Raw genomic sequence first — 12,482 nt, forward strand, 5'->3', positions numbered from 1 at the left:
CCGCGTATTCGGACCATAAGCCCAGGCCGCGCAACCAGCGCGGCCTTCTACAATTTATGCGCTAACCAACGGAAAACATTCAACGCTCCCCTGAAAATGTTGCACAAATCCCACAATATTTAAAACATGAGTAATTAAGTCATAGATTCCGCTTTTCTGCGAGGATAATCTTGATAGAACGAGTCATCTTATCGCTCGCCTATCCAGAAAGTGCCCGACATGCCCCAACTTCGCCGTGCCTCCCGGTCCACTGTCCGTTTCGCTCTTGCCGGTACCTCGCTGTTCGCCCTCTCGCTAACAGCGTTTGCACAGGACGCGGCGCAATCCACGACAGGCGCTGATGGAGCAACCGAACTTGAGACGTTGACCGTCACCGGCGGCAGCGGCGGCGTCATCACCGCCGATGGCTATGTCGGCACCAGCAGCGCCACCGGCGCCAAGGTCGACACACCCTTCCTGCAAATACCACAATCGATCTCGTCCGTAACCGAGCAGCAGTTGAAGGATCGCAACCCGCAGACGCTTCTCGATACGTTTGCCTATACGCCGGGCTCGCGCGTCGGCGGATACGGTTTTGATCCGCGCTTTGATTCGTTCACCGTGCGCGGCTTCGACGTCACCTATACCGGTATGTTCCGCGACAACCTGCGTCAGCCCGGTGCCAGCTCGTCGCTGTTCAAGAATGAGCCTTATGGGCTTGAAGGCGTCTCGATCCTGCGCGGCCCATCGTCGGCGCTCTATGGCGCATCCGGTGCCGGTGGCCTGTTCAACCTGATCACCAAACGGCCCACAGAGGAACCGCTGCGCGAACTGCAACTGCAATACGGCACCAACAACCGCTACCAGGGCCAGTTCGATTTCTCCGGCCCGATCAACGACACCGATCCGCTCTACTACCGCATGACCGGTCTGCTGCGCAGCGCCGATACCGAGCAAGTCAGCGTTCCCGATGACCGTGCCTATTTCGCGCCCGCCTTTACGTGGAAGCCGGACGAAGACACCAAGCTGACCATCCTTGGCGAATATTCCCGCACCAAGACTGGCGGTTCTGCGGCCTATTACAACGATCCCTTCGGCAACGTCACCGACATCTTCGCCGGCAATCCGGACTTCAACGATTCGGTGCAGACACAGGCACGCCTCGGCTACGAATTCGAGCATCGTCTGAACGACGTCTTCACCTTCCGCCAGAACGTGCGCGTCTCGACGCTGAACGTCGATGCCGACTGGGCCTTTGCCTACGCGCCCAATGCCATTGACCCGACTTTGCTGGACAGCAGCGCCGGCACCTTCGACGAGCGCCTCAGTTCCCTGGTGATAGACAATCAAATGGAGGCGAAGTTCGATACCGGCGCGCTCGATCACACATTGCTTGCAGGCGTCGATTACACGAAATTGCGGTTCAAGTCCCTCGCCGGAACCGGCTTCACCCCGCCGCTCGACACCAAGAACCCGACCCAAGGCCGCCCGACAGACCCGATCGATTTCAGTGAGCGCATCGTCCAGGATCAGTGGCAGCTCGGCACCTATATTCAGGACCAGATTCGCTACAATGCCTGGACGCTGACAGCCGGCGCCCGCTACGACTGGGTATCGACCGACACGGACAATACCGATCTGACCAGCGGTTTGACGGACCAGGTACAGCAGAAGGACAAGGCATTTTCCGGCCGGGTCGGCCTGACCTACGAGACCGATTTCGGCCTTGCGCCCTATATCAGCTACTCCACCGCCTTCTCGCCCAATGCCGGCTGGAACAAGGAGACGGAACAGCCGTTCAAGCCGACCGAAAGCCAGCAGGAAGAAATCGGCGTCAAGTATCTGCTGCCCAACAGCAATACGATGATCACGGCGGGTCTCTTCAACATCGATCAGAAGAACAGCCTCTATTATGAGGTCGTGAACCTGCCGACAGGCCCGGAAAACATTCAGGTTCAGCGCGGCAAAGTGCGTTCGCGCGGCTTAGAACTGGAAGCCAATACCAGCCTCGATAACGGCCTGTCGCTGATCGCGTCCTATACCTATACCGACATCAAGATCACCGAAGGTCCGGCCGATACGGTCGGCAACTATGTCTCCTCCGTACCGCGCCACATGGCGTCGCTCTGGGCAGACTATACGATGCCGGAGGATGGCCCAGCGGCTGGCCTCGGCTTCGGCGCTGGTGCCCGCTTCTTAGGCTCGAGCTTTGGCAACGACCAGAATACGACGCGCAATTCGGCCCGCGTCCTCTTCGATGCCGCCGCCCACTATGATTTCGCAGCCATCGACAAGAAGTACGAAGGCCTGCGCCTGCAGGTCAACGCCACCAACGTCTTCGACCGGCGCGATACGGTTTGCTCGGCGGGATTCTGCTACCGTGATCAGGGCCGCGCCGTCATCGGCTCCCTGAAATACAGCTGGTGATCCATTGAGCCTCTCCGCCACTCACGACACAAACACCTCCTTCAGGCCCTCCGGCCTGAAGGAGGTGTTTGCCGGGGAGCACGCCTGGTGCGGTGAGAAGATGATGCTGTCGTCGGAGCTGGAGGGTGGCATTCCGCTTTCCGAGTTTTTCGGCGCCGGTGGTTTTTCCGCAGCCTTGGATACCTATGCGGGCGCCCATGGCGGCACCGACCGGCGCGCGGTCGCCTCGATGTGGTCGCTCTATTATTTCTCGATGCTGACGATCCCCTATATCGTTGCACGCCGGGCCGAGCATGTCTTGCCAGTCATGCCCGGCGAGATGACCATCGCGCTTGCCGAAGACGGGTTGCCACGCGCACTGGGTCTCGCCCGCGAAGGGGACTGGAACGAAGGAAAAGACGCCGATCTTTTATCCTTCGTCATACCTCTGGTCAGCCAGCATCTGGCCGAGATCATCATGCAGCTGAAAGCACTCGGTGGCATCGCGCCAAAACTCGCCTGGAACAATGCGGCCGTCTATATCGACTATGCCTTCAACGCCACCGAGCGGGAGCGCCCGGCCGATGGCGATGCCTGGGCTTCACGATCGCTGTTTTCGCAACCACACCTGCCGGACGGCAGCGCCAACCCGTTTCTCGGTTGCCTGCGCCATGAAGCCAATGGGGAAGAAACCGTCTGCCGCCGCAAGATCTGTTGCCTGCGTTATCTCTTGCCGGGCATTCCGAGCTGCGGCGAACTCTGCGCCCTGCCCGCCCAAAGAAAGAGATCGATGTGACACGTATCCTCCTTTTCACCCTGAGCCTGTTTCTGGCCGTCATGCCCTTGGCGCATGCTCAGGAACGCTGGCCGATGACGCTAACCGACGCGGTAGGCCGGCAGGTGACGATCAAGGAAAAACCCAAGGCCATCCTGCTTGGCAGCGGCTTCAACCTGGTGGCACTATCGCTCATCCATCCCGATCCCGTCAGCTTGCTGGCCGGATGGTCGGGAGACCTGAAGGGCGACAACCCGGAAATCTACAAGGATTTCGTTGAAAAATTTCCGGCGCTTGCGGATGTTCCGATCATCGGCAATGGCACCGGCGACGGCCTGTCTTTCGAGACGATCCTGTCGCTCAAAGCCGATCTTGCCATCATGGCCAACTGGCAGGCCGATACCGACCTCGGCAAGCGGGCAATCGACTATCTCGAAAGCACCGGTGTTCCCGTCTTCGTCGTCGATTTCAACAGCGATCCTTTGAAGAACACGCCCGGCAACATGCGCCTGCTCGGCAAGATTCTTGAGCGCGAAGAGCAGGCAAACGCCTTTGCAGATTTCTATGAGGAACACCTGAAACGCATCACCGACCGGGTCGTCGCCAATCCCGAACCCGGCCCGACCGTGCTGATGGACGCCTTCCCCAATCCGGACCGATGCTGCTATGCCTATGGCACTGGTGGCCTCGGCGAATTCATCGGCATTACCGGCAGCCGCAACATTGCCAACAAGAACCTGCCGCGCCAGGGCGGCATCGTCAGCAGCGAGTATCTGATCGAGGCTGACCCGGAGGTCTATATCGCCACCGCTTCGCCGGGCGGCACCTACAGCGTCTTTTCCGTCGGCCCCGGCGTTTCCGCCGACGAGGCCCGCAGGACGCTTGGAGAAGCCGTGAAAAATCCGGTTCTGGCCAACCTGTCGGGCGTCCAGAACGGGCGTGTGCATGGAGTGTGGAATTTCTTCAATGCCGTACCGCTGAATATTCTGGCAGCGGAGGCCTTTGCCCGCTGGCTGCGGCCGGAGATGTTTGCCGATATCGATCCGGATCAATCGCTCAAGGAAATCAACGCGCGCTTTGCTGCGGTTCCGTTCCGTGGCTCCTACTGGATCAGCCTGAAATAGAAAATTGGCCGGAGATGGGATCTCCGGCCAATGAGGTCAGTCGGTTTAAGCGGCTTTTTTCATCGCCGTTGCATTGACCGAAGCTTCTGCCAGAGCGGTCAGCGCGTGATCGGTAGCACCTTCCTGCTGCAGGGTCTCGTCGAGCAGCTTGACGGCTTCCTTGAGGCCGAGCATTCCAGCCCAGGTCTTCAGCGTGCCATAGCGGGCCATTTCGTAATGTTCGACAGCCTGCGCCGTGGCGAGCAGCCCGGCATCAAGCGCCGGCGAACCCTTGAATTCCTCGAGGATTTCCTCGCCTTCCTCGACGATGCCGTCAATCGCCGGGCAGGTCTTGCCGACGGCGCGCTTGCCGAAGATTTCAAACACCTGCTGCAGGCGCTCGATCTGGCCTTCGGTTTCGTCACGATGCTTTTCAAACGCCGCCTTCAGCTTCGGGCTCTGCGCGCCCTTGGCCATTTTCGGCAGGGTTTTCAGGATCTTGCGTTCGGCGTAATAGACATCCTTGAGCATGTCATAGAACAGATCTTCCAGGGCTTTATCGGCCATAGGTTTCTTCCTTTTCCGCAATTGAAATATGTCGGGGGCGACGAGCAGGTAACGGGTAGCCCGGTGCTTTGTTCCGCACGCGCTGCCTGATCATCGCCGAACCGCTTCCATCCCGGCATAGCCCCGCCTATATAGAAGTCTGGAGGACTTTGATGATTTGGATATTTCCTGCGCTTGCAGGCTTGTTGATCGTATATTTCGCCATGCGCTCGTCGCGCTTCCGGCGTTTTGCCGAACCGGTTCTCAGCATTCTCGTCGCCTTGGCGCTTCTTTCGGCTTTCGTGGTCTGGATGAGAGACGGTACTGGCGAGAGCAACGACAGCGATCCGCCACCCTTCACCCAGAACCGTCCGGTCATCCTGCCGGAGGAGATTGCGCTGGAAGGCCTGCAATTCACCCGCAACCGGCCGGATACCAGCTACCGGGTCACCGGCACGGTCTTAAATAAAAGTGCCGCCAATCTGATGAATTTCAATCTGACGGTGACGCTTCAGGATTGCCCGGCCGACGATTGCAAGACAGTCGGCGAAGACACGGCCCTGATCCTTGCCCGCATTCCGGCCGGCCGGGAACAGACGTTCGAGACTTTCTTCACCTTCCCCAACCGCTTCGGTATCGAACCGTCCGCACCAAAATGGACGACGCAGATTTCCAATATCCGCGGTGTGGCGGCGCAGTAACGCGCCGCTTCTGCATCAGGGCCGGCTGATCTCGTCGAGATACCAGTTGATATAACGCAGCTCGTTCTGCTCCATCGGGGCAATCGGACCGGGCACGAAATAATGCGAGCGGACGCCGCGCGAAGTGTGCTCGATGATCGATTTGTCCTCGTCGGTCGTCACCGTCCAGAGCCACTTCAGCTTCTCAAGATCATAGTCGATGCCTTCTTGCGCCTCGCCATTGACCAGCCAGATCAGTTCCATCTCGCAGGCTTCCGGTCCCTTCGGAATGAAGCGGTAGATCATGCCGTGATCCGGATAGCAGACGAGGAAGGACGTGCCGCCGAGATGGACGGAGGTGACGCCACCGTCGAATTCGGTAAAGCGGCCCATCAGCGTACTCAACGGCGAGCCGTCCTGGCTGCCGGTTTTCACACCGTCATAGAGCGCATAGCGGAAGGCATGGATGGTTTCCTTGCCGTTTTCCGATGTCTGCCAGTGATCGCCGGAACCGACCTGGATGCCGAGCGCGCAGGTGCGCTCCTCCATCGCCGCGTTCAGCGCCTCGATCATATGCAGCGGCTGTTCCAGCGCGTGGGTTTGTGAATATTCCGGATGCGCCGGGCCGCAATGGTAGCACTCGACATAATTTTCGACCGCCAGCTTCCAGTTGGCGTCCACCGGATAGCTCTGCCGGTAGGCGACCTTCGCCTGCCCCCAGCCATACTGGCCGCAGGTGGCGTGCAGGAGGTTTTCGACCTCGGTGAAATCCAGCGGGTTCTCGGCAAAGGAAATGAACACGAGGCCCTCGACAACCCGGACATGCAGCTTCTTCAGCCCATGATCCTCGCGCTTGAAATCCTTCGGCATCAGCCGGGCAGCCCGCAGACTGCCATCGTTACCATAGGTCCAGGCGTGATAGGGACAGACGAAAACCCGCGCATTGCCCTTGTCCTTGGTACAAACCTCGGCACCCCGATGGCGACAGACGTTGAGAATGGCGTGAATGGTCCCATCCGCATGCCGCGTCAGGATCACCTGCTCGGAGGCCATGCGAAAGACTTCGAAATCGTTCGGCTTCGGAATGACGCTCTCATGCGCGACGCAGTGCCAGTGGCGGCGGAAGACACGCTCCAGGTCACGCTCGTAGATATCGACGTCGCGGTAGAATGGCCGGGCGAGACCATGGCCGGGCTTGTGGGCGGCGACGAGCTGGTCGATGCGGTCGGGCGAAGCTACCGCCGTATTCTTGGTATCAGGTGCGAGCATGGGACTTCCTCCAGGCTGAAGAGCGCGTGGCGCACCCCCCTCTGTCACTGCGTGACATCTCCCCCTCAAGGGGGGAGATCGGGCGATCGCGGATAATTCTCTGTCCAACAAAAATGAAGTGAACGGGGGTGGAGTGAAGAAAAGTGAGGTAAGCCGCAGCGGATGCGGCCAATCTCCCCCCTTGAGGGGGAGATGTCACGCAGTGACAGAGGGGGGTGGTCCCGGCAGACGCTATCGTGTCCTGCATCACACCCTCACCCGCTCCGACTTCGGATCATACATCGGCGCAAGCGACGCCTCCGCTTTCACCCGCGTTCCGGCAATTTCGATCTCGTAAGCCGAGCCCAGCACATCCGCCTCCCTCTCGCCCGTGCACGGCACGTAGCCGAGCCCGATCGCGCCGCCGAGATGGTGGCCGTAATTGCCCGAGGTGATCGTGCCGACGATCTTGCCGTCGCGCACCACCGCTTCGTTGTGGAACAAGAGCGGCTCCGGATCGGTCAGGCGAAACTGCACCAGCCGGCGCGACAGCCCATCGTCCTGCTTTTTCAACACCGCATCCCGGCCGATGAACTCGCCCTTGGCCGGCTTCACCGCAAAACCAAGACCAGCCTCCAGCACATGATCCTCATCGGTGATGTCATGGCCGAAATGGCGGAAAGCCTTTTCGATGCGGCAGCTATCGAGCGTATGAATGCCGCAGAGCTTCAGGCCGATATCGGCACCTGCCGCTTCCAGAGTCTCGAACACATGCGCAGTCTGGTCGGTGGAAACATACAGCTCCCAGCCGAGTTCGCCGACATAAGTGACGCGGTGGGCGCGGGCGAGGCCCATGCCGACTTCGATTTCTCGGGCCGCCCCGAACGGATGAGCCGCATTGGAAAAGTCGTTGGGGCTGACCTTTTGCATCAGCTCGCGCGCCTTCGGCCCCATGACGCAGAGCACTGATTCCGCCGCTGTCACATCGGTGATAACGGCGAATTCATCGGCGAGATGCTTGCGCAGCCAGGCGAGATCACGTTGCAGCGTGGCGCCGGGAACGACCAGCAGGAAAGCGGTTTCGGAAAGACGGGTAACGGTCAGATCGCTTTCGATGCCGCCACGGGCATTGAGCATCTGGGTATAGACGATGCGGTTGGTGGCGACGTCCAGCTGGTTGGCGCAAAGCTTCTGCAGGAAAGAAAGCGCATCGCGGCCCTCGACGCGGATCTTGCCGAACGACGTCATGTCGATCAGGCCGACGCCACCCCGGATCGCCAGATGTTCGTCGCGCTGGTTGTCGAACCAGTTCTGCCGCTTCCAGCTGTATTTGTATTCCCGTTCCTGGCCTTCTCTGGCAAACCAGTTGGCCCGCTCCCAGCCCGCCACTTCGCCGAACACGGCACCACGTGCTTTCAGATGCTCGTGCAAGGGCGTGCGGCGAACACCGCGTGCCGTCGCCATCTGGCGATAGGGGAAATGATCGGCATAGAGCAGGCCGAGCGTCTCGGTGACGCGCTCCTTCAGGTAAGTTCGGTTCTTCTGGAACGGCTGCGCCCGGCGGATATCGACTTCCCACAGATCGAACGGCGGCTCGCCATCATTCATCCACTGCGCCAGCGCCATGCCGGCACCGCCGGACGAAACAATGCCGATCGAGTTGTAACCGGCCGCGACCCAATAGCCCTTCAGCTCCGGCGCTTCGCCCAGATAGTAGCGGTCGTCGGGCGTAAAGCTTTCCGGGCCGTTGAAGAAGGTGTGGATCCCGGCCGTTTCCAGCATTGGCATACGGCCGACCGCCTTTTCGAGGATCGGCGCGAAATGGTCAAAATCCTCCGGCAGCTGGTCGAAGCAGAAATCCTCGCTGATGCCGTCCATTCCCCAAGGCTTAGCCTTGAGTTCGAAGGCGCCGATCAGCATCTTGCCGGCGTCCTCCTTGTAATAGGTGCACTCGTCCGGCACGCGCAGGACCGGCAGGCGTTGCAGCCCGGCCACAGGCTCGGTGACGATATAGAAATGCTCGCAGGCATGCAGCGGCACGGTAACGCCGGACATGTTGCCGAGTTCCCTGCCCCACATGCCGGCGGCATTGACGACATTCTCGGTCTCGATCGTAAACGTCTCGCCATTCTGCTCACAGGTGACGCCGGACACCCGGCCGTCCTTCTTGTGAACCTCCGTCACCTTGACGCCTTCCAGAACGGTCGCGCCGTTCTGCCGCGCGCCCTTGGCCAGCGCCATGGCAATGTTGGCCGGATCGCACTGCCCATCGAGCGGCAGGTGCACGGCGGCCACCACATCCGATACATTCAGATGCGGGTACATCGCCTTGACTTCATCCGGCGAGATCTCGCGTACATCGACATCGAAGGCACGGGCCAGAGACGCTTGGCGGTATATTTCCTGCTTGCGCTCCTCGGTGAGCGCCACGGTGATCGAGCCGCATTGGCGCATGCCCGTGCCGATTCCGGTTTCAGCCTCCAGCTTGGTGTAGAGATCGGCCGAATATTTGGCGAGCCGGGTCATGTTCTGCGAGGCACGCAGCTGGCCGATCAGACCGGCCGCATGCCAGGTCGTGCCCGATGTCAGCTGTTTGCGCTCAAGCAGGACCACGTCCGTCCAGCCGAGTTTCGCCAAATGATAGGCGACCGAACAACCGGAGACACCGCCGCCGATAATGACCGCGCGGGCCTTTTTGGGGATGGGCTTGCTCATGCGCGCAGTCTTTCATTCTTGGGATCAAACAGCGGCTCATCGGCCTGCACGACAGCCTTGAAACGGTCGCCGTAGATTTCGACTTCGATTTCGGTACCGGGCAAGGCAAGATCAGCCCGGAGCATGCCGAGTGCCACCGATTTGCCGATCCGGTAACCCCAGTTGCCCGATGTCGTTTCGCCGACCACCTTTCCGCCATGCCAGAGCGTCGACATGTAAGGCGCGTCGCAGTCTCCAGCGTCCACCACCAGCGTCACGAAGCGCTTGCTCACACCCTGCTGCTTTTCATGCTCCAGCGCCGCCTTGCCTTTGAAGTCCGGTTTGGCCCAATCGACAAAGCGTTCCAGCCCACCCTGCAGGATGGTGTAATCAGTGGAAAGATCACCTTTCCACGCACGGTATCCCTTTTCGATCCGGAGCGAATCCAGCGCTTCCATACCGAAAGGCTTCAGGCCATGCTTTTGCCCGGCTGCCCAGACGGCGTCGAAGATCGCGGCGGTATCGTCGATCTTGGTGTGAATTTCCCAGCCGAGTTCACCGGCAAAGGATACGCGAACCAGCTGGCACCAAAGCCCGGCGATCTGCACCGACTGATGCGTCAACCAGCCTTTGGCGAGATCGGCATTGGAAACCTCCGCGAGAATGTCGCGCGATTTAGGACCCGACAGAATCTGGCAGGTGAAGCTTTCGGTGACATCATCCAGGGTAAAAGTGGCGTCCTTCGGTAAATGTTTTTTCAGCCATTCGAAATCGTGCCACTGCGCGGTTGCCGCTGTGATCAGGAAGAAGAAATCTTCCTCGAGCGCCATGACCGACATTTCGGTGACGATGCGACCCTTATCGTCGGAGAAATAGGCAAGACCGATCCGGCCGGGCTTCGGCACCTTGCCGGTGGTGAGCCCCAGCAGCCAGTCGCGCGCGCCCTCGCCCTTCAGGCGATAGCGTGAAAAGCCCGGTAGATCGAGAATGCCGGCTGTATCGCGCACCGCAAGGCACTCTTCCTCGATGCGCTTTTGCCATGGCCCCGCCCGGTTCCAGGTCTGCGTCGATTCCTCGGAAAGATCGTCGCCCGGCTTGGCGTACCAGTTGGCGCGCTCCCAGCCGTTGTAGGGCTTGAACTGCGCCCCGAGCGCGGCGATCCGGTCATGGATCGGGGACAGCTTCTTGTTGCGGCCGGCAGGCCAGGCGTGTTTCGGAAAGTGCATGGCATATTCATGGCCGTAGATTTCCATGCCTTTGGCGATGCAATAATCTTGGTCGGTGAAGCTGGTGAAGCGGCGTGGATCGCAGGACCACATGTCCCACTCCGTCTGCCCTTCCGTCACCCATTCGGCCAGAACCTTGCCCGCGCCACCTGCCTGGCAGATGCCGAAGGTGAAGACGCAGGCCTCAAATGCGTTGGGCACGCCCGGCATCGGGCCGATCAGCGGATTGCCATCGGGCGCATAGGGGATCGGGCCGTTGATCATCCGCGACAGGCCGGCAGTGCCGAGGATCGGCACGCGCTCGACGGCGTCGTTCAGATACCATTCCAGCCGCTCGAGATCGTCGGGGAAAAGCTGGAACGAAAAATCCTCCGGCATCGGATCGTCGGGGGTGATCCAGTGCGCCTTGCAGTTCTTCTCGTAGGGACCAAGGTTCATCCCGGTCTTTTCCTGACGCAGGTAATAGGAGCTGTCGACGTCGCGCAGAAGCGGCAACTTGTGTCCGGCTTCCTTCGACCATGCGGCCAGTTCCGGAATTTCCTCGAACAGCATGTACTGGTGGCTCATCACCATCATCGGCACGTCGCGGCCAAACCACTTGCCGACCTCGCGGGCATAATAACCGGCGGCGTTGACGACATATTCGCAGCGAATCTCGCCCTGCGGCGTGGAAATAATCCACTCGTCGTTTTCCCGGCGGGCGCCGGTGGCGGGACAGAAGCGGAAGATTTTCGCGCCCATGTCGCGGGCGCCCTTCGCTAAGGCCTGCGTCAACTGGGCCGGATCGATGTCGCCATCATAGGGATCGTAGAGCGCGCCGGTCAGATCATGGGTTTCGAGAAACGGATATTTCGACTTGATCTGATCGGGCGACAGGATGTCGAGATCCATACCCTGATAACGGCCCATGCAGACGACGCGTTTGAATTCCTGCAGCCGCTCCTTCGAATGGCCGAGACGGATCGAGCCGGTAACGTGATAGTTCATCGGATAATCGACGAGATCGCCGAGTTCGCGGTAAAGCGACGCCGAATAACGCTGCATGTTCATGATCGACCAGGACGACGAAAATGTCGGCACATTGCCGGCCGCATGCCATGTCGAACCGGCCGTCAGTTCGTTCTTTTCCAGAAGCACGCAGTCTGTCCATCCGGCCTTGGCCAGATGGTAGAGACAGGACGCCCCGATAGCACCTCCTCCGATAATCACGACGCGCGCATAAGACGGCAAATTCGACATGTCTGTTCCCTTGTTTGGGGGAAGTTTTGGCCATGAACAGAGCTTGCATCAAGCGGTCGGAATGCGCTTTATTGATCGAAGACTTCGATTAGATTGCACAACCGGGTGATAGACGTTTAGGGTCGGGCACTAAAAGACCTTCGGGCGTGGGCGTCCCGCTTTGTCGAGGATTTTTGCTTGCTGTCCGGGCGTGCCGACATATTCCGCTGATGATCGACGCCCGTTCGCATCTTCTATCGTAACCAAGAAACGGTTTTCCGGAAAACCCGCGTGGTATTGGACCGTCAATTGCCGAAAGTCGGAAATCGCCGCACTTTGGCGAGTGCAAAGATCAGGAAGAAATGCCTTGTAAAGAAGAATTGCTTTGCGAAGAGAATCGGTGGGCAATCCTGCCGTGACGACACCAGATAGCATATCCACTTCAAGCTTACCGCCTGGGCTCTTAGCCGCCTCGTCAAAAACGTCTGTCAAATAGTAACCTATTGGGAATCCTTGGCCGGAAGCGATCGAATCGGCGAGATTGTGAGCAATTGAAAGAAGTATCTTGTGCTTCATGCGAGTAGTTTAATTGGATAGAAGGCGGTTA

Annotated in this window: 9 protein-coding genes; 4 read left to right on the forward strand and 5 right to left on the reverse strand. The window is 59.6% G+C overall.

Annotation, left to right across the window (positions count from 1 at the left end; all coding sequences use genetic code 11):
* Nucleotides 1-219: 219 nt before the first annotated feature.
* From ACQY8Q_RS25970 to ACQY8Q_RS25980, 3 genes are all read left to right on the forward strand, one after another.
* Entirely contained in the window at nucleotides 220-2,406 is a 2,187-nt protein-coding gene (locus ACQY8Q_RS25970) for a TonB-dependent siderophore receptor (protein ID WP_428429387.1), read from the forward strand.
* 100 nt (nucleotides 2,407-2,506) lie between these two features.
* Nucleotides 2,507-3,181 (forward strand): siderophore-iron reductase FhuF, encoded by a 675-nt coding sequence (fhuF, locus tag ACQY8Q_RS25975; RefSeq protein ID WP_428429389.1) that lies wholly within the window; start codon nucleotides 2,507-2,509, stop codon nucleotides 3,179-3,181.
* Nucleotides 3,178-4,284 (forward strand): ABC transporter substrate-binding protein, encoded by a 1,107-nt coding sequence (locus tag ACQY8Q_RS25980; RefSeq protein WP_428429390.1) that lies wholly within the window; start codon nucleotides 3,178-3,180, stop codon nucleotides 4,282-4,284. Before fhuF ends, ACQY8Q_RS25980 begins: the two co-directional genes overlap by 4 nt.
* A 45-nt stretch (nucleotides 4,285-4,329) precedes the next feature.
* Here ACQY8Q_RS25980 and ACQY8Q_RS25985 read toward each other — a convergent pair whose 3' ends face one another.
* On the reverse strand, nucleotides 4,330-4,830 hold the full coding sequence (locus ACQY8Q_RS25985) for a ferritin-like domain-containing protein (RefSeq protein WP_428429391.1): 501 nt from the start codon (nucleotides 4,828-4,830) through the stop codon (nucleotides 4,330-4,332).
* A gap of 152 nt (nucleotides 4,831-4,982) precedes the next feature.
* Here ACQY8Q_RS25985 and ACQY8Q_RS25990 point away from each other — a divergent pair, with 152 nt between their 5' ends.
* Nucleotides 4,983-5,510, forward strand: a complete 528-nt coding sequence (locus ACQY8Q_RS25990) for a hypothetical protein (RefSeq protein WP_428429393.1) — start codon at nucleotides 4,983-4,985, stop codon at nucleotides 5,508-5,510.
* A 15-nt stretch (nucleotides 5,511-5,525) separates the two neighbouring features.
* On the opposite strand, the gene ACQY8Q_RS25995 is transcribed toward ACQY8Q_RS25990, so the two are convergent.
* From ACQY8Q_RS25995 to ACQY8Q_RS26010, 4 genes are all read right to left on the reverse strand, one after another.
* Nucleotides 5,526-6,758 carry an aromatic ring-hydroxylating oxygenase subunit alpha gene (locus ACQY8Q_RS25995; RefSeq protein ID WP_428429395.1) on the reverse strand — a complete coding sequence of 411 codons (1,233 nt, stop codon included), beginning with the start codon at nucleotides 6,756-6,758 and terminating at the stop codon, nucleotides 5,526-5,528.
* 246 nt (nucleotides 6,759-7,004) lie between these two features.
* Complete coding sequence (locus ACQY8Q_RS26000; protein ID WP_428429397.1) at nucleotides 7,005-9,452, reverse strand: GcvT family protein; 2,448 nt, start codon at nucleotides 9,450-9,452, stop codon at nucleotides 7,005-7,007.
* Nucleotides 9,449-11,896 (reverse strand): GcvT family protein, encoded by a 2,448-nt coding sequence (locus tag ACQY8Q_RS26005; RefSeq protein WP_428429398.1) that lies wholly within the window; start codon nucleotides 11,894-11,896, stop codon nucleotides 9,449-9,451. Before ACQY8Q_RS26005 ends, ACQY8Q_RS26000 begins: the two co-directional genes overlap by 4 nt.
* Nucleotides 11,897-12,025: 129 nt before the next feature.
* A complete protein-coding gene (locus ACQY8Q_RS26010; protein ID WP_428429399.1) occupies nucleotides 12,026-12,451 on the reverse strand; it encodes a hypothetical protein in 426 nt (141 codons plus the stop codon).
* Between the last annotated feature and the right edge of the window lie 31 nt (nucleotides 12,452-12,482).

It is taken from the genome of Pararhizobium sp., from assembly GCF_965279435.1.
Lineage (GTDB): Bacteria > Pseudomonadota > Alphaproteobacteria > Rhizobiales > Rhizobiaceae > Pararhizobium.

Coding starts and splice junctions, on each gene's coding strand:
- ACQY8Q_RS25970 (WP_428429387.1), top strand. CDS start 220: ATGCCCCAACTTCGCCGTGCCTCCCGGTCCACTGTCCGTTTCGCTCTT.
- fhuF (WP_428429389.1), top strand. CDS start 2,507: ATGATGCTGTCGTCGGAGCTGGAGGGTGGCATTCCGCTTTCCGAGTTT.
- ACQY8Q_RS25985 (WP_428429391.1), bottom strand. CDS start 4,830: ATGGCCGATAAAGCCCTGGAAGATCTGTTCTATGACATGCTCAAGGAT.
- ACQY8Q_RS25990 (WP_428429393.1), top strand. CDS start 4,983: ATGATTTGGATATTTCCTGCGCTTGCAGGCTTGTTGATCGTATATTTC.
- ACQY8Q_RS25995 (WP_428429395.1), bottom strand. CDS start 6,758: ATGCTCGCACCTGATACCAAGAATACGGCGGTAGCTTCGCCCGACCGC.
- ACQY8Q_RS26000 (WP_428429397.1), bottom strand. CDS start 9,452: ATGAGCAAGCCCATCCCCAAAAAGGCCCGCGCGGTCATTATCGGCGGC.
- ACQY8Q_RS26005 (WP_428429398.1), bottom strand. CDS start 11,896: ATGTCGAATTTGCCGTCTTATGCGCGCGTCGTGATTATCGGAGGAGGT.
- ACQY8Q_RS26010 (WP_428429399.1), bottom strand. CDS start 12,451: ATGAAGCACAAGATACTTCTTTCAATTGCTCACAATCTCGCCGATTCG.